Raw genomic sequence first — 25,600 nt, 5'->3', positions numbered from 1 at the left:
GTGGGGTCTGACCCTTTTGTTATGGGACAGCCTCTTTCATCATTCTTCTTTATCGGTACGAACGATAAGAACATCACAATTCGCATTGCGGACGATATTTTCAGAAACACTACCTATTAGGAAGCGTTCTACCGCATTCAGTCCAGTGGCTCCGCAGACGATGAGGTCGATATGATGTTTTATAGCGATCTCTTTAGGGATGATCGTTTTCGGTGAGCCGTATTCAATGATTGTTGCCACTTCTTTGACACCGGCTTTTTCCACCCTTTCTTTATAGCCACTCAAAAGTTCAGATGCGTAGTCTTCAGCGCTGTCTCCGATCGGGCTATTAAAGGCTTCAGTTGACGGGAAATTCCGAGCATCCACGATATGGGTTAGCACGAGTGCTGCATCGTTACGAAGAGCGATTTCACTGCCTTTTTGCAAAGCCCATTCTGCTTCTTTAGAACCATCTACCGCAACTAGAATTTTTTTATACGTCATTGTCATATTAATCTCCCCTTTCATCAAATTGCCTGACGAACTTTACGATCAAAATCGAATGAATAAGAAACTTTATCCCGGTTTAACAGGCTGTACTACCCCCACCTCAAATTTTTGTGAAAGAATCAAGAAATAAATAGGTGGGGATAAACAGCCTGTAAATCCCCGATTGGTGAGATACAGTGAAACTTACCTTTGTGGTTTTCAAAGGTTTAGTTGAACCAATCGGGTTCGTAGTGTCGCTTTATCGAAGATTTAGCGACAGTAGAACGGGACTAACCATCAGAGGGGGATGCCCCCTCTGATGGAAGTTTCACTTTACTTAATGATTTGCAGCGTTTTCGGATATTTGGTTAACACTTCTGCGCCATTTTCAGTTACATAAATATCGTCTTCAATTCGAACACCGGCAACATTTGGTACGTAAATACCAGGTTCGATTGTATAGACCATGCCTGATTTCAAAAGAAGCGGGTTTGTTTCAGTTAAGGAAGGAAATTCGTGTACACTGATTCCTAAGCCATGACCAAGACGATGCGGGAAATAATCTCCATATCCTTTGTCACGAATGATGTTACGAGCCGTTAAATCGATTTCGGCACAAGAAACACCAGGCTTACTTGCTGCAATCGCTGCTTCCTCTGCTTTTAGAACTGTTTCATAAATTTCCCGTTGCTTGTCTGAAATGTCTCCGTATGCAACAGTTCGGGTAATATCGGAGCAATAGCCTTCGTAGACAACACCTAAGTCAAATAGGACCAAATCACCGCGCTTAACTTTCGTAGCTCCAGGTGTTCCATGTGGAGACGCTGCATTGGCACCTGTTAGTACCATGGTTGAAAATGACATGTTTTGTACGCCTGCTTTTTTCATTTCATATTCAATCGCAGCTAAGATTTCCATTTCTGTTTTGCCTTCTTTAATCTCTGATACCCCAATTTCGATCGCGTAATCAGCAAGACGGCATGCTTCTCGTATTTTTTTCATTTCATCTTCTGTTTTAACCATTCGAAGTTCACGCAATTTCTCTTCAGCGGCTACTAGTTCAGGAACAGAGAAGATCATTTGGACTTTTTCTAGTCGTTCCACATTTAAATGTTCTTTTTCAATGGCCAGTCTTTTTACATTCACAGAACGACGGCCTACCGCAAGTTTGATTTCTTCCCAAGGATCTTCAATATCCGTGTAGCCAATAATTTCCCCTGCCCAACCTGAACGCTTCGCATCTTCAGTTTCCATCTTAGGGCAAACAAGGATTGGTTCAGCCTCTTGGAAAACAGCTAATGCAAGCAGTCTTTCGTGAGGGTCGCTCAAGAAGCCGCTCAAATAAAACACATTATCGGGTGCCGTAATCAAAGCAGCATCCAGTCCACTTGTTTGTAACCATTGTGTTAATTCAGTTAATTTTGTATTCATCTTTTTATTGCCTCCAGTAGTAAGATCATATTAAATCCTATTCATAAACCTTATCAATAAAAAAAAGTAAAGTAAACTATTTTGGAATAGGAAAAGTCGTTTGGAAAATGAGGTTTACGATCTTGAAATAAGGGCATCTATTAAAGAATAGTCATTTTTAAAAAGGTGAAAGGGACTTGGGAGCGAAATTAGAATAGTCGATAAGAATAGGTAGGAAGGGAGTTTTTATTTTGAAAGTATCTTTTCACGGACATTCAGTAGTGAAGATCGAAACGAACGGGACGACGATTTTGTTTGATCCTTTTATTAATGGAAACGGACAGACCGATTTAAAAGTAGAGGACGTCTATCCTGATGTCATCATTTTGACACATGGGCATGGGGATCATCTTGGTGATACAGTGGAGCTAGCCAAAAAACACGATGCACTTGTGATTGGTTCAGCTGAGATGGTCCATTACCTTGGCACACAAGGTGTCGAACGGACACATGGCATGAATATTGGCGGGGCTTATGAGTTTGAATTTGGTCAAGTAAAGTTGACAACTGCCTTTCATAGCAATAGTTTTATCACGAATGACGGACAGATTATATATCTTGGTATGCCTAGTGGCGTCTTGTTTACAGCAGAAGGAAAAACGGTTTATCACGCTGGAGACACTGCATTGTTTTCCGACATGAAGTTGATTGGTGAACGTCATCCAATTGATCTTGCCCTTTTGCCCATTGGTGATAATTTTACAATGGGGCCTGAAGATGCAGCACTGGCGGCCGAATACTTACAGGCGAAGCAAGTTGTGCCGATTCACTATAATACGTTTCCGCCCATCAAGCAGGATCCGCAGAAGTTTCTCGATTTACTAAATGCAGGCAATGGAAAAGTGCTTGAACCGGGAGATTATATCGAGCTTTAATTCCTTCAAACAAAGTTTCATTTTATAATTTTTTGGCCGAGACATTTGATTTTAGAACTTCCCTTCCTTCTTTTTCGAGCTTGCCTTGCATACAATGTAGGTAAGGAACAGGGGGGAGGGATTTTTATGAAACAAAGATTATTGCTTTGTTTGCTTCTATGTGGTGTTATGCTGTACTATGCGGTACCAAGACTTTCGCTACAAGCTGGCGGATTGGAGTCACTGTTTGCTGGTACTTGGTTGCTGTTTGCTTTGTTTGCGATTGCCGGGAATTTAACAGGCATCTTATATTCCCCGAAAAAAGGAAAAAAGCACAAGCAATCTATGAAAACAACAAAAAGAATTCATTATTATCAATAGTTGCGTTTGAATAGCTCGTCCATTCACCTTATAATGAAAGTAGGAAGATTTGGAAAAGGGTGAAGAGCGTGGCAACGAAGCATGAGCAAATTTTAAAACATATAGATGGACTTCCAGTCGGTAAAAAGATATCCGTACGTCAAATTGCGAAGGCTTTAAGCGTGAGTGAAGGGACAGCATACCGAGCCATTAAGGAAGCGGAGAACCAAGGATATGTCAGCTCAATCGAACGAGTTGGCACGATTCGGATTGAACGAAAGAAGAAAGAGAATATTGAAAAACTGACCTTTGCTGAAGTTGTCAATATAGTGGACGGACAAGTATTGGGCGGACGCGAAGGTCTTCATAAAACATTGAACAAATTCGTGATTGGTGCGATGAAGCTTGAGGCGATGATGCGATATACAGGACCTGGCGATTTATTAATAGTTGGGAATCGGTCTCAGGCACATGATCAAGCATTGACGGCAGGAGCTGCTGTATTAATTACTGGTGGATTTGATGCGGAAGATGATACGAAGAAGATCGCCGACAAGCTACAGCTGCCAATTATCTCCACGAGCTATGACACGTTTACTGTGGCCACGATGATTAACCGGGCCATTTATGACCAATTAATAAAAAAAGAAATCCTGCTTGTTGAAGATATCTTAATGCCTGTTCATGAAACGACTTTCTTAAAAATGGGCGATAAAATTAGCGATTGGCTCAAGCTTAATCGAGATACAAAGCATAGTAGATTTCCTGTTGTGGACTCCAATATGAAAGTGCAAGGCATGATTACTTCAAAGGACGTTTTGGCACAAGAAGATGAAGTGGCTATTGATAAAGTCATGACGAAGAATCCAATGACGGTCGGTATGAAAACAAGTGTTGCTTCATCTGCGCACATGATGGTTTGGGAAGGCATCGAACAACTACCTGTCGTTAATGATCATCATGTGCTTCAAGGAATAGTCACTCGTCAAGACGTTCTAAAAGCATTGCAAATGAGTCAAAGGCAGCCACAAGTCGGCGAAACGATTGATGATACGATTACTAGTCAGCTTGTCATGAATGGTAGCGGGTGCAAAGGTGAAGAAATCTATCAGTATGAAGTGACGCCGCAAATGACCAATTATTTAGGAACGATTTCAACAGGCGTTTTTACAACACTCGTAACAGATTCCGCGAACCGAGCACTCAGAAGCTATAAACGGGGTGATTTGGTCGTAGAGAATATGACGATCTACTTCATCAAACCAGTTCAAATGGATAGCGTGCTAGCGATTCATCCGCGTGTTCTTGAAGTAGGCCGCAAATTCGGTAAAGTGGATGTAGAAGTATTCAATGAAGGGAAATTGGTCGGTAAAGCGATAATGACATGCCAATTACTTGATAGGTCATAACTTATAAGAAAAGCGTAGGCTATCAAAGTCCATAGAAGAAAAGGATGTCCTAAAAAAGGGTTTGACTACACAATCTATACACAGTTCATAATGACGTTACGCTTCATTTGACTTGTATATGATGATTCGTGGTCTGACCTTTTCGTTATGGGACATCCTTTTCTACCTTCAATTGCTGGTACTAATCTTTTGCTCTGCTTCTTCAATCGCTAGCGGCAAAAAATGCTTGTATACTTTAAATCCGCCCCAAATGCTTAATCCGCCAATGACGATAAAAATTGCGCCAATAATAAATGTCGTAGTCGTGTGAAACAAAATGAGCTGATTGATTCCATAAGTGGCAACGAATGTTCCCAATGCTATGGATGATTTGCCTTTCAGCCATTTCTTTTCCATTGGCAAACGAGTTCGAAATGCTTTTATTTTATAAAACACATAAAAAGCAAGAGAAACCAAAATAATCGCTACAAGTGCTATCATACGTCTTAATCCTCCAATTTTCTGCTTTTTCATTAAAATGTTATTCCGAGAAAGAAAGTTTCTTTTATTGTAACGGTTTCAAGGCTAGATTTCCACCATCATCCCCTATACTACATACTGAATGAAGGGATTTGGACTAGATGGAGAGAATAAATGATGTAGTAGGATAAGACAGATAAAATCATACATGACAGGTAATAAAGGAGAATCTAATGACTGCAGGAATTTTAGAAACAATAAAAGCATATCAAACGATTATTATCCATCGCCACGTTCGGCCTGATCCAGACGCATACGGATCACAGGGAGGGCTAGCAGAAATTCTAAAAACTTCTTTTCCAGAGAAAAATATTTACACGGTTGGTGAGGAAGAAGAATCGCTGAATTATTTAAGAAGATTAGATACGATATCTGATGATATTTATAAGGGTGCGCTTGTGATTGTATGCGATACGGCCAATGTGGAACGAATTTGTGATAAACGCTATCGTCTAGGCGACAAATTGATCAAAATCGATCATCATCCGAATGATGACAAGTATGGAGATTTGCGTTGGGTGGATACGCGTGCAAGTTCGACAAGTGAAATGATTTATGAGTTTTATTTGTTTGGAAAAGACAAAGGGTTGAAAATGAATGATGAAGCTGCCCGATTACTGTTTGCAGGAATGGTAGGAGATACGGGGCGCTTTTTATATCCAAGCACGTCTGAAAAAACGTTCCTCTACGCAGGTGAGCTGATTCATTATGCATTCAGCAGACCTGAGCTGTTTACAGCAATGTACGATGTAGAAGAAAAGATCGTTCGCCTGAACGGCTATGTACTGCAGCATTTTGAAATTCTCACAAGCGGTGTTGGGAAAATGGTGCTGACGAAGGAAATTCTACATCAATTTGATGCAACGCCGGCTGATGCCTCATTGCTGGTTAGCGCGCTAGGCTCGGTTAAAGGGCTTAAGGCATGGGTATTTTTCATTGAGGAAGAAAAAGAAATCCGGGTTCGACTGCGATCTAAAGGTCCCGTTATAAACGGAGTTGCGAAGCGTTACAATGGTGGCGGACATCCAATGGCGGCTGGAGCTTCGATTTATAGTTGGAATGAAGCAGAAGATGTTATTCGCGACTTAGAAGCGGTTGTCCTTAATAGTCACTAAGATGGTGCATGATTTGAAAAGGAGCTAACCCTTTCCACTTATCCCGCATTAACGGGCAGTAAGACCCCCGCCTCAAGGCTTAGAGGAATCGAAGAAGCAACTGCCCAATCTAGTTGCGACTCCTACCCCGTCTGAGGTCATAAGCTGTAATACTCTGTGGCAAACTACGCCACGCCGCATTCCATCTTACGCTTGTTGGGGCTGGGCAGTCGCCTCACTTTTTTATGTAAAAGCCCGATTGGTGAGATACAGTGAAACTTACCTTTGTGGTCTTCAAAGGTTTAGTTGAGGCCCACAGGATGTGGGTCACTCAGACGTTGCCGCAGGATGCGGCGTACTTAGTCTAAGTTCATTGAATCAGGTTCGTAGTGTCGCTTTACCGAAGCGCAGTGGAGGTATTAGCGACAGTAGAACGGGACTAACAATCAGTGGGGAATGACCCCCCCACTGATTGAAGTTTCCCTTTATTGTCGGTGTAGCTTTACTTCAATATTCATCGTCGTGTAGAAGAAAATTTCAACGACTTCAAGCCGGTAGCTTTTCTTGTTTATTTCAATGACTTTGTTTTCGATCGACTTTTTCAAAAGGTTTTTGCTTTTATAAACGGTTTCAACTTCTTTTGCGATCAAAGAGGTTAAATCGTCTTCAATGACTTCTTCCGCCTCAGCCACACTTAGTAAATCAAGATGATATTGCTTGCCGTTTAAAACAACTACCTTCACATCTTCAATCAGAAGCTTTTTCTCAGCTTCTTTATTCAATCGATTATAATCTTTTTCCCATATTTCAATTTTAGCCGACATATCACGAATGGTCTGACTTTGCTTATGAATTTTATTGATTTGTTTTTCTTGAAGTACGCCATGCATATATAGAAAAACAAACCAGCTGATCAGCGCTCCAATGACTACACCGACAAAGAAGCGCTGCCAAGTGGATTTTCGATAAAGTGGGGGAATCCTCATGATGAAATCTCACCTTGTGTAAACCACATAATTAGTAATGATCCAGTCTTGGCACCACCCATTGCCGAAAGAATCAGGAGAAATTGCTTGAAAATATCCTTGGTTGCTCCCTCGAACATGCCGCGTTCAAATGAATAAACTGTATCAAAAGTTCCGCCAATGGCCGCGATAATTGCCCAAATCCGTAACGAACCCGCAAGATTTCTAATGATCGTCAAAGGTGCTTGTCCGGTGAAAAATGCTGCCAGTCCGCCAATTAATGCTCCTCCAAGTAATACGCCGAGAGAAATAAAATAACTGTTAATAAATGCAGGAAAAAAAGCTTCTTTCATATCCATCATCCTTATACGTTTAATTCTTCATATTTATTTATATGGACAAAGTAAACCTGATATGATAAAGAAAAATCTTTTAAGAGCATTGTTCAGACAGCTAATATGTGTCAACTTAGGATTTATGCGTACGGAATGGGAACGAATTTTCTTTTTGTCAGTTTAGCACTATACTATAAAGAAAAGATGCTTGATAAAGGTGGGAGAGAAACGTGTGTATTCACCTTCATATACAAAGTGCTTACAGCTTGCTAACAAGCACGATTAAATTAAACGAGCTCGTATCAAAAGCAAAGGCGAATGGATTTACGAGCTTAGCGTTGACTGATAGAAATGTCATGTACGGGGCACCTTATTTTTATAAAGAATGTCTGAAACAAGGAATCAAACCGATCATAGGCTTGATTGCAGATATATTAGATGAACATGAAGCTTCCTTTCCGCTCCTGTTACTTGCCAAAGATAACCAAGGCTATTCCAATCTGCTCAAAATCAGCTCCGCGATTCAAACCAAGTCACAGACAGGATTGCCGATAAAATGGCTCAAGGCGTATTCAGCTGGCTTACTTGCCATTTCCCCTGGTAATGAAGGCAAGATTGAATCTATGCTCGCAGAAGGGAAAATAGAGGAAGCGAAAGAATCAGTTGCTATGTATCAACGGATATTTGGGATGGACTCTTTTTATCTGTCTTTACAACGCCTTTTGACAACGGGACAAGACGAAGAGAATAGTCGGATCGTCACGTTTGCTAAAGAAATCAATATCGCTGTTGTTGCAACGAATCCTGTTTTTTATTTAGAAAAAAACGATGCGTTAGCCCAAGAAGTGTTGCTTGCCATAAAAAATGGCAGCAAGCTTTCTGATGAAGACAGAATGACATTGCCTTCACAGGAATACTACTTAAAAAATGCCGAGCAAATGAACGAGCTTTTTCGTGATGTACCAGACATCCTAGAAAACACAATAAAAATTGCAGAGAGCTGTCATGTAGAAATTCCGTTCAATCGTTCGTTATTGCCCAAATTCCCTGTTCCGAATGATCTAACGGCTGATGACATGCTGGAACAAATTTGCTTAGAAGGGCTGAAACAGAAAAGACCAGATATGCCTAGCGAATATATTGAACGTCTTCATTATGAGCTTCAGGTTATTAAAACGATGAAGTTTAGTGATTACTTTCTCATTGTGTGGGATTTTATGGGGTTTGCCAAAAAGCAAGGAATTCTGACAGGGCCTGGAAGGGGATCTTCGGCAGGGTCAATGGTTGCGTATGTTTTATCGATAACCACTGTCGATCCGATTGAGCATCGTCTTTTATTCGAACGTTTTTTAAATCCAGAGCGAGTAACGATGCCGGATATTGATATTGACTTTCCAGATAATCGTCGTGATGAAGTGATTGCCTATGTGGCTCGGAAATATGGAGAACTTCATGTTGCTCAAATTATTACCTTTGGGACACTTGCTGCAAAAGCCGCTCTCCGCGATACGGGAAGGGTATTCGGGTTGAATTCGAAAGAGCAGGAAGCACTTTCGAAAACAATACCTGCGAAACTTGGGATTACGTTAAAGCAAGCGTATGCCGAGTCAAAAGGGTTACGCGAATTTGTCGATTCGAGTGAGCTTAACCGAAGTTTGTATGATACGGCGATAAAGCTCGAAGGACTACCGCGACATACATCCACTCATGCGGCCGGTGTTGTGATAAGTGATCAGCCACTAACAGAAAACATCGCGATCCAAGCAGGCCATGATGGCATCCATCTGACTCAGTTTCCGATGGATGTGCTCGAGGAAATTGGTCTGTTGAAAATGGATTTTCTCGGTCTGCGTAATTTAACGCTTATTGACAATATCATCAAATCAATCAAGAAAGGGACAGGGCGCAAAATCGATATGGCTACCATTCCTCTTCAGGATGAGAAGACGTTTGCCCTTTTAAGTAAAGGTGAGACAACTGGAATTTTCCAATTTGAATCAGAAGGTATTACGAAAGTACTCGTACGTTTACAGCCGTCTCGATTTGAAGATATTGTCGCCGTAAATGCTTTGTATCGCCCTGGCCCTATGGATAATATTCCGCTTTTCATTGAACGGAAGCATGGTTTGGCATCTATTGACTATGCGCACAATGATTTACAAGACATTTTGCAAGATACATACGGTGTTATCGTCTACCAAGAGCAAATTATGCAAATTGCATCTAAACTTGCCGGGTTTTCATTGGGCGAGGCAGATCTTTTACGTAGAGCTGTTTCAAAAAAGAAAAAGGAAATTCTTGATCAAGAGCGAAATCATTTTGTAAGTGGATCTGTAAAGCAGGGATATCGGGCAGAGATTGCACATGACATTTACGATATGATCGTCCGCTTTGCAAACTATGGCTTTCCAAGAAGCCATGCGGTTGCCTATAGTTTCATTGCCTACCAGCTCGCTTATTTGAAAGCCCATTACCCGACATACTTTATGGCAGCACTGTTGACATCTGCCATTGGCAATGATGATAAAATCGCCCAATATATTAGGGAAGCAAAGAAGAAAGAAATGGTCATCCTTCCTCCTTCTATTAATAAAAGTTTTTACGCATTTACATCGGAGAAGGATGGGATCCGCTATAGTCTTGCTGCAATCAAAAGCGTCGGCGGAGCGATACTGAAGGAAATTTTTGCAGCTAGGAAAGAAAAAACCTTTCAGGATATCTTTGATTTTTGCTTGCGTGTTTCCATGAGCGTTGTGAACCGTAAAGTCATTGAAATGCTTATACTTGCTGGGGCATTTGACGAATTTGAGGTGGACCGGGCAACATTACTTGCAAGCCTTGATGTAGCCATTGATCATTCTGAGTTAGTCAATCCAAACGATGGCGATTTTGACTTATTCTTTAACAGCGAGTTCTCACTCAAACCGAAATATGTTCAAGTTGATCCCATTCGATTAGAAGATAAGCTTATTTTTGAGAAAAAGGCTCTTGGCTTGTACTTGTCCGATCATCCAGTCATAGGATATAAAGTTCTCTTTCGATACTTTGGGGCTGTATCCATTGACGAAGCCGTTGTTAAAAAAGAGAATAAAGTGCTAATTGGGGTTTATATCTCTTCTGTGAAGGCCATACGTACGAAGAAAGGTGAAGTGATGGTGTTTCTAGGGCTAAATGATGAGGCTGGTGAGTTAGAAGCGGTTGTGTTTCCAAATGTGTATAAAACATGTTCAGAGAACTTAATAAATGAGGGCATCGTCATGGTTCAAGGGCGTATTGAGGAACGTAATGGGAAAACGCAAATGATTATTGATGAAGTGTACCCATTAGATGTCTTGAAAGAAATGAAAGCAGAATCGACTTCGCGTTTATTTATTAAGATCCCGAAAGAAAAACAAACAAATGATACACTTAGGAAAGTTAAACAGACATTGGTCAAGCACAAAGGAATGACAAAAGTCATGCTGTATTATGAAAGCGAAAACCGTTATGTTCAACTTTCTTTATGGGATTGGGTCACGCCAAACGAGGCATTAATGCAGCAATTAGAGGGAATTATCGGAAAAGAAAACGTCATTCTAAAACAAGAATAAATGTTTACATCAGTACTAGATATGTTATATTGTAAGAAGCCTAATGTGGTCAGACCACTTAAAATGTATGGGAAAATTGCCTAATTCTATCCGAACTAGTTCAAGGAGTGAATACATTGACATTAAGAGAAGAAGCGCTGCATATGCATAGTGTCCATAAGGGAAAGCTTGAAACGGTTTCAAAAGTCCCGGTCCGAAATGCGGAAGATTTAAGTTTAGCTTATTCGCCAGGTGTTGCTGAGCCATGCAAAGAAATCTATGACAAACCAGAAACTGTATATGATTATACAATGAAGGGAAACATGGTAGCTGTCGTTTCCGATGGGACAGCTGTACTTGGTTTGGGGAATATTGGACCTGAAGCAGCTTTGCCGGTTATGGAAGGTAAAGCACTCCTTTTCAAGAGTTTCGCCGGTGTCGATGCATTCCCTATTTGTTTAAAAACTACGGATGTTGAAAAAATCATAGAAACAGTAAAACTTCTTGAACCTACGTTTGGCGGAGTGAATCTAGAGGATATTGCAGCTCCCAATTGTTTCGTTATTGAAGAAAGACTGAAGAAAGAAACGAATATTCCAGTTTTTCATGATGATCAACATGGAACAGCAATCGTAACAGTGGCAGGTCTTGTTAATGCTCTAAAAATCGTAGGTAAGTCCATGACAGAAATTAAAGTAGTGGCAAGTGGTGCTGGAGCTGCTGGAATTGCTATTATTAAACTTTTATATAATTATGGAGTTCGTGACATTATTATGTGTGATTCCAAAGGCGCTATTTTTCAAGGACGCAAATATGGCATGAATGACGTGAAAGATCAAGTTGCACAAGTGACAAACCGTTTTAAAGTCGAAGGACCACTTGAAGAGGTAATCAAGGGTGCCGATGTATTTATTGGTGTGTCGGTTGCAGGTGCACTTAACTCAGACATGGTCGCTTCAATGAATACGGATCCGATCATTTTTGCGATGGCAAACCCGGATCCAGAAATCATGCCGGCACTTGCTAAAGCAGCTGGAGCAAAAGTCGTCGGAACAGGCCGCTCTGATTTTCCGAACCAAGTCAATAATGTCCTTGCATTTCCTGGAATATTCCGCGGAGCATTAGATGTCCGTGCGACGCATATCAATGAAAAAATGAAAGAGGCAGCCGTTGAAGCGATCGCTGGTTTAATTAAGGAAGAGGAGCTTCAACCCGATTATGTGATTCCTGCAGCTTTTGATGAAAGGGTAGCGCCAGAAGTGGCAGCTGCTGTTGCGAAAGCCGCGATGGAAACAGGTGTAGCGAGAAGAACAGTAGATCCAGAAGACGTGAAGAAAAAAACGAGAAGGCTTGCCATTATTGGAAAGAGTGAAGAATGAATGAGTTGAACAAGTCAACACCTTCAACAAAGCTTTATCTAGAGATTGTCGAGAAGCTTAGACAAATGATAGAATCAGATGGTCTAGTTTCTGGAGATAAGATTCCTTCTGAACGTGAATTATCAGAGCGCCTTAATGCGGGTCGATCTTCCATTCGTGAGGCTTTAAGGGCACTGGAACTTCTCGGATTAATTGAAACTCGCAGGGGAGAAGGCACATTCATTAGAGATTACCAGGATCACAATCTCATTAAGCTATTAGGTACCTTTTTTTTGCAAGATCCAAAGGTGAAGCAGGATTTGGCTGAAACGAAGGAGTATTTAGAGATCAGTTGTATCCGAAATGTGATTTCGTCTACATCTGAACAAGAATTGCAGCATTTTCTAATCTGGGCAACTGAACAAGAATTTAGTGACGATGAATTTTTCACTAAGTTGGTTGCTTTAAATAGCAACTTTTTAATGGAAAGAATATGGACGATCGTGAATAGCTATGCAAAAGCTGCGAATCAAGTAATCGAAGCAATTGGATATGATTCATACATTCGATTTGTCCATTTGATGATAGAACGGAATACAAATCAAGCGATTTCTCATTATTTGAAGAATATCAGAAAAATATCAAATAATAAATGACAAGATTTTCATTCAGCCTCTGCTAAAGTGAGTGTTTAAAAAGGAGGATAAAAAGAGCCGAGAAGTTCGAGGAGCGATCGTCTCAACCTTTCGCGTATGGAGTAATACGTGAGGACCGGAGAGGCAAAGCGACGAAGAAATTCGCAAGCTTTTTTACCGGACTTTTTGAACAATCTCTTAAAGTAGAGGACATGCATAAGGGGCAGAGAATTGCCGGTAAGGGAGGATTCATCTTGCTTAAAGATCTTTTTACGAAAACTAAAAAGAAGAAATATGCCACGATACCGTCTGATCGTGATCAACAAGATGTACCGGAAGGGTTAATGACCAAATGTTCCGGATGTAAAAAAATTATGTACACAAAAGAGCTTCAAAAAAATAATAAAGTCTGTATTCATTGCGGGTATCATCACCAAATGACCGCATATGAACGAATCGAAAGTTTATTTGAAGCTGGCAGCTTTACTGAATTAGACCGAAATATGCTGTCAGTTAATCCGCTCGGATTTCCAGATTATCTGGAGAAAATAGAGAAAGATAAACGAAAAGCGAATATGAATGAAGCAGTCGTCACAGGTACTGGGAAAATTGAAGGCTACGAAGTGGCAGTTGCCATCATGGATTCACATTTCCGTATGGGCAGCATGGGTTCAGTTGTTGGCGAGAAAATAACAAGAGCGATTGAAAAAGCAGGCGAATTAAACATTCCCTTCATTATTTTCACGGCATCAGGAGGCGCACGTATGCAAGAAGGCATCTTAAGTCTTATGCAAATGGCGAAAACGAGTGCTGCTTTAAAAATGTTCAGTGAGGATGGCGGACTAATCGTATCAATTATGACGCATCCGACAACCGGTGGTGTTTCTGCGAGTTTTGCCTCGTTAGGAGACATAAATCTGGCAGAACCTGGAGCATTGATTGGCTTTGCTGGTCGTCGAATTATTGAACAAACGATCCATGAAGAGCTACCTGAGGATTTTCAAACATCAGAATTTTTGATGAAGCATGGTCAATTAGATGCCGTTATTTCTCGGACTGAATTAAAAGAAAAACTAGTGAATATATTGAAAATCCATGTTCCAGGTGGTGAATGGGTATGATAGGTGATTTAGAATTTGAGCGCCCAATTACGGATCTTCGAAAAAAAATTGATGAGCTTAAAGAGCTAACAGAAACGGCAGATGTTGATTTAACAGCTGAAATTCAAAAACTCGAGAAACGTTTGGAAAGCCTCCAAGACGATATTTATAAAAATATGAAGCCTTGGGACCGGGTTCAAGTAGCAAGACATCCTGGCCGACCAACGACATTGGATTATATACCACAAATATTCAGTGACTTTCTAGAGTTGCATGGAGATCGTTATTATGGCGATGATGAAGCAATCGTTGGTGGGATTGCCACATTCGAAGGAATTCCTGTAACAGTTATTGGCCATCAACGTGGTAAGGATACGAAAGAAAATATCAGAAGGAATTTTGGTATGCCTCATCCTGAAGGCTATCGTAAGGCATTGAGACTAATGAAACAGGCTGAGAAGTTTCACCGTCCTGTCATTTGTTTTATTGATACAAAAGGTGCCTTTCCCGGAAAAGCTGCGGAAGAACGTGGGCAGAGTGAAGCGATTGCGAAAAATATTTTCGAAATGGCTGGCTTGAAAGTGCCAATTATTTGTATTGTTATAGGAGAAGGTGGAAGCGGCGGCGCACTTGCACTTGGTGTAGGCGATCGAATTCTTATGCTTGAGAATTCAACGTATTCCGTTATCTCACCTGAAGGGGCAGCAGCATTGCTCTGGAAAGACGCCTCACAAGCAAAGCGAGCGGCTGAAACGATGAAAATTACTGCACCAGACTTATTCGGTCTTGGCATTGTTGATGAGATTATCCCGGAAGCTAAGGGGGGCGCTCATAAAAATGATTTAAAAGATCAAGCATCAGCCATTAAAGATAGCTTGAAACGTTCATTAAATGAATTATTGCCGCTTTCAACAGTTGAAATCGTTGACCAAAGATACATGAAATATAAAAAAATTGGGCAATACGAAATAGAAGAAGAACGAAATCTTGATCAGATTAAGTCTAGATAAAGTGAAACTTCCGTCAGTGGGTTTTTCACTGATGGTTAGTTAAACCAATCGGAGATTTACTTCAAAAAGCGAGGCGACTGCCCAGCCTCGACAAGCATAAGATGGAGTGTGGCGTGGCGCAGTTTGCCACAGAGCATTACAGTTTATGACCTCGAGAGGCTAGGAGCCACAGCTAGATTAGGCTGCTCATCCCTATATAATTTTATGATTCTCTTACAAAAATTGAGTGGGAGATATTACAGCCTGTTAAACCTGGAGAAGTTCATAATCTTCTTGTATTCCTTTTTCGATTGATGATGGATCGATTGAAAACTCGCCGAATAAAACAGGCGAGTTTTATTTTGCTGATTTCATAGGAAGTTTCTGTAGTAATTCTTTGAAGTAACATAGAATATTATGAAAATTTCGTTCCTTTAAATGTGGTATATGATGAAAATGCTTATTATTTTTAATTAATTAGGAAATAATGAAGAATGGCACAAAAATAGTTTACGAAAGAAGATAACTATTCTAAAATGGATTGTTGGGGTATCTTTTACTTCAATTCATAAGCGAAATCATGTAGTCTTGAATTATTGAGCTACTAATAATGAATAGGTAACAAATTCTATTCAAATTAGTAAATGAGACATGTCAAAGAGGTGATAGAATTTGAAGAAAATTGGTGTACTTACAAGTGGTGGAGACGCTCCAGGAATGAATGCAGCAATTCGTGCAGTTGTTCGGAAAGCGATATATCATAATATTGAAGTGTATGGGATTTCTCGAGGCTATCAAGGGTTAATTGAAGGAGATATTCGCAAGATGGAAATTGGCTCTGTTGGCGATATCATCCATCGTGGCGGAACAATGCTACGTTCAGCTCGCTGTCTGGAATTTAAAACAGAAGAAGGCCAGTTAAAAGGGATTGAACAATTGAAGAAACATGGCATCGAGGGTCTTGTTGTCATTGGTGGTGATGGTTCGTATCAAGGCGCACAGGCTTTGACAAAACGAGGCTATCCTTGTGTAGGTGTACCGGGCACAATTGATAATGATATACCTGGTACAGATTTCACAATTGGTTTTGATACCGCGCTGAATACAGTCATTGATGCGATTGATAAAATTCGTGATACGGCAACTTCCCATGAAAGAACATATGTAGTCGAAGTAATGGGTAGAAACGCTGGAGATATTGCCTTATGGGCAGGTCTTGCCGGTGGTGCAGAAACCATTCTATGTCCAGAGCACCAGCATGACATAGATGAATTAACCGCAAAATTAAAGCGTGGACAAGAACGTGGTAAAAAGCATAGTATTATCATTGTTGCTGAAGGTGTAGGAAGTGCTGTAGATATTGCCAGAGAAATTGAACAGACCACGGGTTTTGATACTCGGCTAACCGTGTTAGGCCATGTTCAACGTGGAGGTTCACCAACAGCGAATGATCGTGTGTTAGCAAGTAGATTAGGAGCACTTGCTGTGGAACTTTTAATGGATGGTCAAGGCGGTCGAGCGGTAGGAATCGTTGCCAATCAATTGGTCGATTATGATATCAATGAAACGTTAGTTAAAAATCATACAATTGATCAAAAAATGTATAAACTTTCAGAAGAATTATCGATTTAATTTTTAGTTAATAACAGGAGGGGTAGAATCAACATGCGTAAAACAAAAATAGTATGTACGATCGGTCCAGCAAGTGAAAGTGTAGAAAAATTAACCCAGTTGATTGAAGCTGGTATGAACGTGGCTCGTCTGAATTTTTCCCATGGAGATCACGAGGAACACGGAGCTCGAATTAAAAACATTCGTGAAGCGGTTAAAACAACAGGAAAACCTGTAGCGATTTTATTAGATACAAAAGGTCCTGAAATCCGTACGCATAGTATGGAAAACGGCGCACTTGAATTAAAAGCTGGTTCAAACATTATCGTATCTATGACAGAAGTTTTAGGTACGGAAGAAAAGTTCTCCATTTCATATGAAGGCTTAATTAACGACGTTGAAGTCGGTTCAAAAATTCTATTGGATGATGGTTTAATTGGTCTTGAAGTAACGGAAATTGATCATACAAATAAGGAACTACATACAAAAATTTTGAACACAGGAACGCTGAAAAATAAAAAAGGCGTAAACGTACCAGGCGTATCCGTAAATCTTCCAGGAATGACTGAGAAAGATGAAAGTGACATTCTTTTCGGAATTGAACAAGATGTTGATTTCATTGCGGCTTCATTTGTTCGCCGAGCATCAGATGTACTGGGAATTCGTGAATTGCTACAAAAAAATAAAGATTGTTCGATTCAAATCATTCCTAAAATTGAAAACCAAGAAGGCGTCGATAATATCGATGAAATCTTAGAAGTTTCTGATGGTTTAATGGTTGCAAGGGGAGATTTAGGTGTTGAAATCCCTGCGGAAGAAGTGCCACTCGTTCAAAAGCAATTAATTAAAAAATGCAATATGGTTGGAAAACCGGTTATTACGGCAACGCAAATGCTTGATTCTATGCAACGTAATCCACGTCCGACACGTGCAGAAGCAAGTGACGTGGCCAATGCGATTTTCGATGGTACAGATGCTATCATGCTTTCTGGTGAAACGGCAGCAGGAACTTATCCGGTTGAAGCTGTTCAAACGATGCATAATATTGCTTCACGTGCTGAAACTGCTCTTAACTACCAAGATATTTTATCGCAAAGAAGTAAAGACAGTAAACGTACAGTTACAGATGCTATTGGCCGATCAGTAGCTCATACAGCACTGAATATGGATGCTGGCGCAATCATTGCACCAACAGAAAGCGGTCATACAGCACGTATGATTTCTAAATATCGTCCAAAAGCACCGATTATTGCTGTTACATTCGATGAGCATGTATCACGTAAATTAGCACTTGTTTGGGGTGTTTACCCACAAGTCGGAAAACAATGTGAAACAACGGATGATATGCTTGAAAATGCTGTTGAAGTAAGCTTAAATTCTGGACTAGTTCAACATGGCGATCTTGTTGTAATTACTGCAGGTGCAGTTGGTGAAGCAGGGACTACGAATTTGATGAAGGTTCATGTTTTGGGCGAAGTTCTTCTTAAAGCTCAAGGGATTGGCCGCAAAACTTCAAATGGGAACGTAGTCGTTGCAAAAACGGCAGCAGAAGCACTTGAAAAAGTAACAGAAGGATCTGTTCTCGTAACAATTGGATCTGATCGAGATATGATGCCTGCTATTGAAAAATGTTCAGCTCTTATTACAGAAGAAGGCGGATTAACTAGCCACGCAGCAGTTGTAGGTGTGAATTTAGGAATTCCTGTGATTGTAGGAGCGGATAACGCAACATCGATCTTTAAGGATGGTCAACACGTAACAGTTGATGCTAGCCGCGGCGTTGTTTATGAAGGTCAAGCAAGCGTACTTTAATTCGTACTAAAAGGAAAACATTAAAAGGGTCAGCCCTCACATTCTGTGAGAGCTGGCCCTTTAGTTTGTTTTTTCACTGAATGCTACCACTACTTATAAACGTTTACCTATGATAAATGTGGTACTCAATTTTTAAAAAAGGGATGGAAAAAATCCACATGATATGATTGGCGACAAGGATGCCGTCTATAGTTTCTTTAACATGAAATTGTTCTTCAATTGGCAGTTTGACTAGCCAATGTTTGATGGCTACATAGATGCCAGAATCAGCATTCGGTGTCTGAACTTTTTTACTTGATAGCTGCAATTCGTTGCCAATTTGGTTCAGCTCAAGAATGCCGATCATTGCCGACCATGGTAGTGGCAGGGAAATATTCATGTAGGTTCTAGCGTCCTTTTCATGGGATGAATAAAGAGCAACAAAGACGACCTCTCCATTGATTTTCCGAACCCAGGCTCTCGTATTAATGCGTCCATCCTTGTCGTCGCTAATCGCTTGGATTTCACCTGTCATTTCTATTTGCTGACTTGAAAGAGGCAGATCGATTTGTTTAACAGATCTACTTATTAATCGATAGATAATGGCAAATGGCTTAAACCATGCTTGCCATTTAACTTTAGCAAATAACCTGTAATCATTCGTGTTTTCATAAAAATCAACGATTCTAGGGGCTAATGTTTGACGGTTGATGTCTGGTTCGTACAAACTCATATCATTAACTAACCCCTGATATTGGTTGTTTTTCACGATTTCAGCAAGGATGTTTTCGCCAATTACACGCTTTCCCCTGATCTTACTGATTGGAAATGTCCATTTTATTATCTTTGCTGAAGGAATGGAAAGTGACCAGCCGATAATGCCTGTTAAAGCAAATACAATAGCATTAACAATACCGTGAAAACGGAGCATGAAGTCGATGCTGATAGAATGAGAGCCAAATAGATTTCCTGAAGCATACAATAAGGAAAATAATATCGTTATGCCTAAAGCCGCAAAAGATAAGCAGACGAGCCCCTTCTGTAATGATCTTGAAAAGGGTGCTCGGCAGGATATGTGAATCAACCCATAAATTCCGATCATATAGGCGATAACCGATAGAAGTTCAATCACTGTTGAGAAAGTAATACCAAGAGCCACAATCATAGGAGCAAGGAGGATGATGCTTGCAATCAGACTATATGACCGCGGTTTATAGACTCTCCCTAGAAAACCGACAAAAACCGGCAGTAAAAAGGCGGAATAATGAAAGTGAATCGCCGTTAGCCATGTCAGCATGGGCGTAAATCCAGTGTCGATGTTGGCTGTAGAAGCAAAAAACCAAAAGCCGCCCATTACTAAATAAATCATCGCCAGATTAATCGAAAATTCCTCTATATGCGTAAAGCCACTCATTAAGAAACGACTTAAACCATATAAAGCAATAACAAAGGTAAACAATAAGTAAATCGCTGCAAACAAAACGTCCCATTCGGTATTTGTTATGAGTTGGATGAGGGCGATGGACAGATAAGCAGGGATTGAAATATAGGGATAAAATTTCGAAAACCAATCTCCTTTAATCATGACTAGCTTTAAAGTAAGGGGCACATAGACAATTTGTGCTACTGTTAACAATAATACATGCCATGGACCTTTACTGAAAATAAGGACAAGCAAGAATAGAGTAATCGGCAGTAAGGTTTTAAGAATGTTCATTTGGTGTAAATTCTCCTTCATACGCGAAAAGCAGGCCGATTAGCGGATTACGTACCGTAACTTTTATCGAAAAGACTTTCCGTTCTTCTATATATGCCTCCGTTACGGTTGCTAGCCCTTGTAAAAACTTTGGTACAGGGATTTCTAGCGATCCCAAAACAAGACGTTGATCTTGTGATTCAATTCGTACTTCTCCATTTTGTGAAACATGAAACGAAAGATCCGAGTAAACACGGCTAGGCTCCCCTAAATAATCCTTAATAACAAGTCGTTCATGATCCAAACTCATGAGTGCATTGAAAAATCGTTTCTTCCCTTCAAAATAAAAAATACGTTCCCAATGAATTTGTTCTTCACCATTTTTGCCAATTTTAGCCGTGTTCACAATTGAAAAAGGAATACATTGACCGTGCTCTGGGAATAATAGCTTCCATTTTATCCCCAACAAGAAAAAAGGGTAAAGCCATTTTGGTCCACCTTTTATCGTTTTCATTACACCGTATGCTTGAAACGGTTTTTTTGCAGAAATATCATACCTCTTTTGCAGCATAGGATGGAGTGCATCAAATTCATTTCCAAGTACTTTTTTATATATAGACATGCTAATCTCCTAATCTCTTTCTCTTTGTCGCTTACAACTTGTAGCAGAAGGAATATCTTTGCTTAGTAGAAATCCAATAATGGAAAGCGTGAGTAAACTCAAATTGAAGGTGAGTGGATTAAAAGGGTGAATTAAATAATCTCGCTCAGCCAATATTGCTCCGAAAGTAAGCAATGGAAAAATGATGATTTGTAGACCAAAAAGCTTTCGTTTGTTTTGATAAAACAGCCAAATGAAACCAAAGAGTACTTCAAAAATTCCAATGAAGCTGATTGTCCACTCTGCTTGATTTGTAATGAATGGCAGTCCTTTTTGAATCATCGATAATTCCTCTGGATGTTTGTAGAGCAATTTCGGAATCAGTCCATGATACGTCCAGACGATAAAGAAAAGAAAGCAAATCAACCAACTGCTAAAAAAACGAATATATTGCGTCGCTGGTGTTTCCCCTTTTTCAAGCCATCTTTTCAGCACGTCAAAGCTAAGTGCAGTCGCCCAGCCAATCAGTGGCCGAAATAGAAAACGATCGAAGACATGACCAATACGACCGAAATTTACATTATATGTATACTGAGTTAAGAAAGTAATGGAATCTTTTTTTGGCTTATACTGCCAATAGCCTTTGCCTTCTTTAATGATGGAGATTGAATCATCTGTTCCAAAATGTAACGATGATGTTCTTGCCCCATCTTTCCCAGAATGTGATCCTACAGTTGCGCCCCAGCCTTCGATACTCCATCCAGGCACGATCTTTGTTTGATAGGAAAACTTTTGTGGCTCGTTTTCTTCACTTGGTAAATAGGTAATGGAAGAAAATCGAAGATCCCATTGCTCGTGAAGGCTTGGTGTTTGTGTTGCCTCCCATAGCTTGTCCATCTCTGAATCGACATCAATTTCAACATAGATTGGCTTAGCGCTCATTGATCTCACCTCTAATTGTAGCTTATCATAATTTAAAGGTAATTTAGGGAAAAATAGGAATTTTTTATTAGGTAATTTACAAAAAAAAACTTAGGTTTGTAAATGAATCATAATTAATTGTAAATAAATGATTAAAAGTCTGATAATCACTTTTCTGAATAGTAAAATTATAATAGCAGAAAGAAGATTTACGTTGGAGGAATCCATTTTATCGTAGCTGTGACTAAGAGTGTGATTGTTCTTCATTGGATTGCTTATCCGCTTTAGATGATCAGCAAGTCCTAACAATTACTATAGTGTAGTCAGTAAATAAATAGGAGGTATATTTGAATGGGGAAAATGTCCACACCCGAAAGAAGTTGGGCCTTGTATGATTGGGCAAATTCGGCGTATTCGATTGTTGTCGTCACAGCCATCTTTCCCTTATATTTTAAAGCATCTGCGAGTGAAGCTGGTATTGCGGCATCTTTATCAACTGCTTATTGGGGATATGCTAATTCAATTGCTACACTTCTAGTCTCGATTTTGGCACCGTTACTCGGAACGATCGCCGACTTTAAAGGCTTTAAAAAACGTTTCTTTACTTTTTTCGCATCATTAGGTGTAATTTTTACGCTGATGTTATCTGTTGTCCCAAACAATCAATGGCTTATTTTATTGGGATGCTTTATATTGACGTCCATCGGCTTTGCGGGAGCGAATATCTTTTATGATGCTTTTCTTGTCGATGTTACAGACAAAGAAAGAATGCATCGAGTTTCTGCGAATGGATATGCATTAGGGTATATTGGCAGTACAATTCCATTCGTTATCAGCATTGCTTTCATTATTTTAGCCCAACAAGAAATCATGCCGATTTCTGTGACGGTAGCTAGCCAGATTGCCTTTGTTATTACAGCTTTATGGTGGGGTCTATTCACTATTCCAATGCTGAAAAACGTGGAGCAGAAATATTATGTGGACCGTGTACGACATCCTGTCGCAACGAGCTTTAAAAAACTGTTCCTCACTTTGAAAAATATCAAAGCGTATCGTGCATTATTTATCTTCCTTTTGGCTTATTTCTTTTACATTGATGGTGTGCATACGATTATTACGATGTCTACAGCATATGGGTCTGATTTAGGCCTCGATGCTACGACGCTTTTAATTGTCTTATTCGTTACTCAAATCATTGCCGCTCCTTTTTCGATGCTGTTTGGAAAGCTGTCTGATCGATTTAATGAAAAAAGAATGATTGCAGTCGGAATTCTAGTTTATATCTTCATCTGTATTTACGCCTATTTCTTAGAGACCGCACTCGATTTTTGGATCCTTGCGATACTTGTCGGGACATCACAAGGTGGCGTGCAAGCTTTGAGCCGCTCTTATTTTGCCAAGCTAATTCCAAAAGAATCTTCCAATGAATTCTTTGGTTTTTATAATATCTTCGGTAAATTCGCAGCCATAATAGGCCCAGTGTTAGTTGGAGCGACCGCTCAAATTACTGGCAATACAAATAGTGGCGTCTTCAGTCTGATTATCTTATTCGTCATAGGGGGTATCTTGTTGCTTCGTGTACGAGAAGACGGTGAGCCTGTTTCTACAACGATTTCTAGTTGATGAACGAGATCTCCAAAGGGGCTGACCTCGCACTCTAAATCGGAATGTAGTGTTTCTCACTTGTCCCATCCTGTATTTAGTTGTTGCGGGGTCTGATCCTTTACTTGAGACATCTGTGAGTAGTTATAGTTAATATTTCATCTCATTTACAGTATAATAAACCTACAGACACCAAAAATGGACTGTGCTGGAGGAATGTTATTTGAAGTATATAATATCTAGTTTACTTGCACTTACCGTTGTTGAAATTGTCGTCCTTTTAATGGTTGGGAAAATAATAGGTGTTGGTGGAACGCTTGTTTTGGTGATAGGCACTGGAATTATCGGTGTTTTATTGGCAAAAAAACAGGGGATCGAAACATTGAAAAAAGCTCAGGAACAAATGAAATATGGTGAAGTTCCCGGATTTGAAATTGTAGATGGAATATGTATTTTACTAGGCGGTCTCTTTTTACTGCTACCAGGCTTTGTATCTGACTTGATCGGTCTATTGTTAGTGCTACCATTCACACGTTCACTTATTAAACCTGGTATTTTTAGATATATTAGAAACCGCATGCACCGTATGAACCGAGGAAAAGTAACGATTATTAGATAAAGTGAAACTTCCATCAGTGGTTTTTTTTCACTGATGGTTAGTTGAACCAATCGGGGTTTTACAGGCTGTTTATTACTCTGAATCTCATTTTTAATATTCACGAATGATTTAAGGAGTGATAGTACAGCCTGTTAAACCGGGATAAAGTGAAACTTCCATCAGTGGGGATTAGTTAAGCCGGAATAAGATCTTCGATACATGAAATTGAATATGCCAAACGGCAGTCATAAGAACGAAAAGCAACAGAGAAAAAAGAGGCTGAATTGATCAGCCTCTTTTCATGTCCATTTTCACCGAATTCTTGGTCGATCATTCCCAACAACGAAACGCCAAATTTCTTTAAATACATTGGCACGATGGAGAGTGTTGATAATCACAAGAACAACGGGACCTGCAATCAGTCCGAGAAAGCCAATTGATTTATATCCCACGAATAAAGCGACGAGTGTAGCAAGTGGATCAATGCCGATACTAGATGACAGAACTTTCGGTTCAACTAATTGACGTTGGACAACTACGATGACATACACGACGATAAGTCCAATTGCAAGGTGATAATTTCCGATAATCACTTCGTACGCAATCCATGGAATAAAGACGGTCCCTGTCCCTAAGTAGGGAATGATATCAATTAAACCGGAAACTAAGGCAATCGTGATGCTATATTCGACTTTCAAAATAAGCAAGCCAATCAATATCGTGACAGTCGTTAATGAAATAAGAGTGAACTGTGCTTTCATAAAACCAAATAATGCCCCTTTCAAATCATTGATTACTTTGCCTGTTCCGAGCAAAATTCTAGGTGGAAGTACTTTGCTACTAAAATGAGCAAGCTTTTTCCAATCTTTACTGATGAAAAAGGTTGCCAACAAAGAAAAAACTAAGACAGTGGCTGCGTTGGGAAACCAGGCAATGAATGCTGGGATGTTTAAGAGGGATTTTTGAATGAAACTACCTACCGATGTAGCGAGATTATCACCAAGGTTGCGAATGTTGGAAAGAATCGTATCTTGTTGTTGTCCGTCGAGATTATTAAATAACGTGGCGCTTTGATTGTATAAGGGAAGAAGCTGACCGGCGATAAATTCCTCGATAAATTGGATGACCGTTTCTAAATGGCCTGGAACGACTTTAGCTAGATAGTTTGCACCTGAAGCGATTTCAGCAATTAATAATGTAATGAAACCTGCGAAGACGGAAAGAATGAGCAGCAGAGAGAGAAAAACAGCGATACCTCTTGGTATTTTCGCCTTTTGTTCAAAGAAGCTTACAAGGGGATTCATAAAAAAGGCAAAAATCATTGCGATAATAAAAGGGTATGTATATTTTGATAAATAGAACAGAACGAAACCGCCAAGCATTGTTGCTCCTATTACAACGCAGAAGCGGATAAACCGCTGTAGGTAAACCGGATTCAAAAGCCTCACCTTCCGTCAAAACATGATTATTTCGGGTAAATGGGAAGTGCGTTCTCGTTGCTAAAAGTTCCATATACTATGATTGTACATTTTGAAAGATGGAAAAGAAAGTTAAAGTTGTGAATAATTCAGAAAAATGAGAAAGGTGCAGATTTGTAGGAATATTCCTTAGTATTTTGTTATGCTGAGATATTAAATAAAGTGCATATTAGGAGG

Annotated in this window: 22 protein-coding genes; 13 read left to right on the top strand and 9 right to left on the bottom strand. The window is 39.9% G+C overall.

The window, feature by feature from the left end; translation table 11 throughout:
• Window positions 1-39: 39 nt before the first annotated feature.
• Both JNUCC23_RS16565 and JNUCC23_RS16560 read right to left on the bottom strand, forming a co-directional pair.
• Window positions 40-489, bottom strand: a complete 450-nt coding sequence (locus JNUCC23_RS16565) for a universal stress protein (RefSeq protein WP_454212487.1) — start codon at window positions 487-489, stop codon at window positions 40-42.
• A gap of 312 nt (window positions 490-801) precedes the next feature.
• Window positions 802-1,899: a M24 family metallopeptidase gene (locus tag JNUCC23_RS16560; RefSeq protein ID WP_403069075.1), complete on the bottom strand. Its 1,098-nt coding sequence runs from the start codon at window positions 1,897-1,899 to the stop codon at window positions 802-804.
• Between the two features lie 230 nt (window positions 1,900-2,129).
• Between JNUCC23_RS16560 and JNUCC23_RS16555 the strand changes: the two genes are divergently transcribed.
• From JNUCC23_RS16555 to JNUCC23_RS16545, 3 genes are all read left to right on the top strand, one after another.
• On the top strand, window positions 2,130-2,813 hold the full coding sequence (locus JNUCC23_RS16555; RefSeq protein WP_454212485.1) for a metal-dependent hydrolase: 684 nt from the start codon (window positions 2,130-2,132) through the stop codon (window positions 2,811-2,813).
• 126 nt (window positions 2,814-2,939) lie between these two features.
• Entirely contained in the window at window positions 2,940-3,173 is a 234-nt protein-coding gene (locus tag JNUCC23_RS16550) for a hypothetical protein (protein ID WP_403069081.1), read from the top strand.
• 68 nt (window positions 3,174-3,241) lie between these two features.
• Entirely contained in the window at window positions 3,242-4,561 is a 1,320-nt protein-coding gene (locus JNUCC23_RS16545; RefSeq protein ID WP_454212483.1) for a DRTGG domain-containing protein, read from the top strand.
• 168 nt (window positions 4,562-4,729) lie between these two features.
• On the opposite strand, the gene JNUCC23_RS16540 is transcribed toward JNUCC23_RS16545, so the two are convergent.
• Complete coding sequence (locus tag JNUCC23_RS16540; protein ID WP_454212481.1) at window positions 4,730-5,041, bottom strand: YtpI family protein; 312 nt, start codon at window positions 5,039-5,041, stop codon at window positions 4,730-4,732.
• 212 nt (window positions 5,042-5,253) lie between these two features.
• Here JNUCC23_RS16540 and JNUCC23_RS16535 point away from each other — a divergent pair, with 212 nt between their 5' ends.
• Window positions 5,254-6,195: a DHH family phosphoesterase gene (locus JNUCC23_RS16535; protein ID WP_062176814.1), complete on the top strand. Its 942-nt coding sequence runs from the start codon at window positions 5,254-5,256 to the stop codon at window positions 6,193-6,195.
• Window positions 6,196-6,659: 464 nt separating this feature from the next.
• Here the strand turns inward: JNUCC23_RS16535 and ytrI are convergent, their stop codons facing one another.
• Both ytrI and JNUCC23_RS16525 read right to left on the bottom strand, forming a co-directional pair.
• On the bottom strand, window positions 6,660-7,160 hold the full coding sequence (ytrI, locus tag JNUCC23_RS16530; RefSeq protein ID WP_454212479.1) for a sporulation membrane protein YtrI: 501 nt from the start codon (window positions 7,158-7,160) through the stop codon (window positions 6,660-6,662).
• Entirely contained in the window at window positions 7,157-7,498 is a 342-nt protein-coding gene (locus tag JNUCC23_RS16525) for a YtrH family sporulation protein (RefSeq protein ID WP_454212477.1), read from the bottom strand. The genes ytrI and JNUCC23_RS16525 overlap by 4 nt, the downstream gene beginning before the upstream one ends.
• Window positions 7,499-7,704: 206 nt before the next feature.
• Between JNUCC23_RS16525 and dnaE the strand changes: the two genes are divergently transcribed.
• The 7 genes from dnaE to pyk all read left to right on the top strand — a co-directional run bounded on the left by dnaE (window position 7,705) and on the right by pyk (window position 18,548).
• Window positions 7,705-11,064: a DNA polymerase III subunit alpha gene (gene dnaE / locus JNUCC23_RS16520; protein ID WP_454212475.1), complete on the top strand. Its 3,360-nt coding sequence runs from the start codon at window positions 7,705-7,707 to the stop codon at window positions 11,062-11,064.
• 116 nt (window positions 11,065-11,180) lie between these two features.
• The gene (locus JNUCC23_RS16515; protein ID WP_062176826.1) at window positions 11,181-12,422 is read left to right on the top strand and encodes a malic enzyme-like NAD(P)-binding protein; all 1,242 of its coding nucleotides are present in this window, start codon (window positions 11,181-11,183) and stop codon (window positions 12,420-12,422) included.
• Window positions 12,419-13,057, top strand: a complete 639-nt coding sequence (locus JNUCC23_RS16510) for a FadR/GntR family transcriptional regulator (RefSeq protein WP_403069100.1) — start codon at window positions 12,419-12,421, stop codon at window positions 13,055-13,057. The genes JNUCC23_RS16515 and JNUCC23_RS16510 overlap by 4 nt, the downstream gene beginning before the upstream one ends.
• 233 nt (window positions 13,058-13,290) lie before the next feature.
• Window positions 13,291-14,157, top strand: a complete 867-nt coding sequence (gene accD, locus JNUCC23_RS16505; protein WP_403069102.1) for an acetyl-CoA carboxylase, carboxyltransferase subunit beta — start codon at window positions 13,291-13,293, stop codon at window positions 14,155-14,157.
• Window positions 14,154-15,146, top strand: coding sequence for an acetyl-CoA carboxylase carboxyl transferase subunit alpha (accA, locus tag JNUCC23_RS16500; protein ID WP_403069105.1), 993 nt, complete (start codon window positions 14,154-14,156; stop codon window positions 15,144-15,146). The genes accD and accA overlap by 4 nt, the downstream gene beginning before the upstream one ends.
• A 651-nt stretch (window positions 15,147-15,797) precedes the next feature.
• Complete coding sequence (gene pfkA / locus JNUCC23_RS16495) at window positions 15,798-16,757, top strand: 6-phosphofructokinase (protein ID WP_403069108.1); 960 nt, start codon at window positions 15,798-15,800, stop codon at window positions 16,755-16,757.
• 33 nt (window positions 16,758-16,790) lie between these two features.
• Window positions 16,791-18,548, top strand: coding sequence for a pyruvate kinase (gene pyk, locus JNUCC23_RS16490; RefSeq protein WP_403069111.1), 1,758 nt, complete (start codon window positions 16,791-16,793; stop codon window positions 18,546-18,548).
• Window positions 18,549-18,651: 103 nt separating this feature from the next.
• Here pyk and JNUCC23_RS16485 read toward each other — a convergent pair whose 3' ends face one another.
• The 3 genes from JNUCC23_RS16485 to JNUCC23_RS16475 are packed head-to-tail and all read right to left on the bottom strand — an operon-like array spanning window position 18,652 to window position 21,766.
• Complete coding sequence (locus JNUCC23_RS16485) at window positions 18,652-20,244, bottom strand: YndJ family protein (protein WP_062176843.1); 1,593 nt, start codon at window positions 20,242-20,244, stop codon at window positions 18,652-18,654.
• Complete coding sequence (locus tag JNUCC23_RS16480; protein WP_403069118.1) at window positions 20,231-20,845, bottom strand: DUF4166 domain-containing protein; 615 nt, start codon at window positions 20,843-20,845, stop codon at window positions 20,231-20,233. Before JNUCC23_RS16480 ends, JNUCC23_RS16485 begins: the two co-directional genes overlap by 14 nt.
• Window positions 20,846-20,854: 9 nt before the next feature.
• On the bottom strand, window positions 20,855-21,766 hold the full coding sequence (locus JNUCC23_RS16475) for a DoxX-like family protein (RefSeq protein WP_454212471.1): 912 nt from the start codon (window positions 21,764-21,766) through the stop codon (window positions 20,855-20,857).
• Between the two features lie 330 nt (window positions 21,767-22,096).
• Between JNUCC23_RS16475 and JNUCC23_RS16470 the strand changes: the two genes are divergently transcribed.
• The gene (locus JNUCC23_RS16470; RefSeq protein WP_454212469.1) at window positions 22,097-23,368 is read left to right on the top strand and encodes an MFS transporter; all 1,272 of its coding nucleotides are present in this window, start codon (window positions 22,097-22,099) and stop codon (window positions 23,366-23,368) included.
• Between the two features lie 202 nt (window positions 23,369-23,570).
• Window positions 23,571-23,966 carry an FxsA family protein gene (locus tag JNUCC23_RS16465; RefSeq protein WP_403069127.1) on the top strand — a complete coding sequence of 132 codons (396 nt, stop codon included), beginning with the start codon at window positions 23,571-23,573 and terminating at the stop codon, window positions 23,964-23,966.
• Between the two features lie 290 nt (window positions 23,967-24,256).
• Here JNUCC23_RS16465 and ytvI read toward each other — a convergent pair whose 3' ends face one another.
• Window positions 24,257-25,384, bottom strand: coding sequence for a sporulation integral membrane protein YtvI (ytvI, locus tag JNUCC23_RS16460; RefSeq protein WP_454212467.1), 1,128 nt, complete (start codon window positions 25,382-25,384; stop codon window positions 24,257-24,259).
• Between the last annotated feature and the right edge of the window lie 216 nt (window positions 25,385-25,600).

Source organism: Peribacillus sp. JNUCC 23, from assembly GCF_053653995.1.
This window is presented reverse-complemented; position numbering and strand designations above follow the sequence as displayed.

Coding starts and splice junctions, on each gene's coding strand:
- JNUCC23_RS16565 (WP_454212487.1), bottom strand. CDS start 489: ATGACAATGACGTATAAAAAAATTCTAGTTGCGGTAGATGGTTCTAAA.
- JNUCC23_RS16560 (WP_403069075.1), bottom strand. CDS start 1,899: ATGAATACAAAATTAACTGAATTAACACAATGGTTACAAACAAGTGGA.
- JNUCC23_RS16550 (WP_403069081.1), top strand. CDS start 2,940: ATGAAACAAAGATTATTGCTTTGTTTGCTTCTATGTGGTGTTATGCTG.
- JNUCC23_RS16540 (WP_454212481.1), bottom strand. CDS start 5,041: ATGATAGCACTTGTAGCGATTATTTTGGTTTCTCTTGCTTTTTATGTG.
- JNUCC23_RS16535 (WP_062176814.1), top strand. CDS start 5,254: ATGACTGCAGGAATTTTAGAAACAATAAAAGCATATCAAACGATTATT.
- ytrI (WP_454212479.1), bottom strand. CDS start 7,160: ATGAGGATTCCCCCACTTTATCGAAAATCCACTTGGCAGCGCTTCTTT.
- JNUCC23_RS16525 (WP_454212477.1), bottom strand. CDS start 7,498: ATGGATATGAAAGAAGCTTTTTTTCCTGCATTTATTAACAGTTATTTT.
- JNUCC23_RS16510 (WP_403069100.1), top strand. CDS start 12,419: ATGAATGAGTTGAACAAGTCAACACCTTCAACAAAGCTTTATCTAGAG.
- accA (WP_403069105.1), top strand. CDS start 14,154: ATGATAGGTGATTTAGAATTTGAGCGCCCAATTACGGATCTTCGAAAA.
- pyk (WP_403069111.1), top strand. CDS start 16,791: ATGCGTAAAACAAAAATAGTATGTACGATCGGTCCAGCAAGTGAAAGT.
- JNUCC23_RS16485 (WP_062176843.1), bottom strand. CDS start 20,244: ATGAACATTCTTAAAACCTTACTGCCGATTACTCTATTCTTGCTTGTC.
- JNUCC23_RS16480 (WP_403069118.1), bottom strand. CDS start 20,845: ATGTCTATATATAAAAAAGTACTTGGAAATGAATTTGATGCACTCCAT.
- JNUCC23_RS16475 (WP_454212471.1), bottom strand. CDS start 21,766: ATGAGCGCTAAGCCAATCTATGTTGAAATTGATGTCGATTCAGAGATG.
- JNUCC23_RS16470 (WP_454212469.1), top strand. CDS start 22,097: ATGGGGAAAATGTCCACACCCGAAAGAAGTTGGGCCTTGTATGATTGG.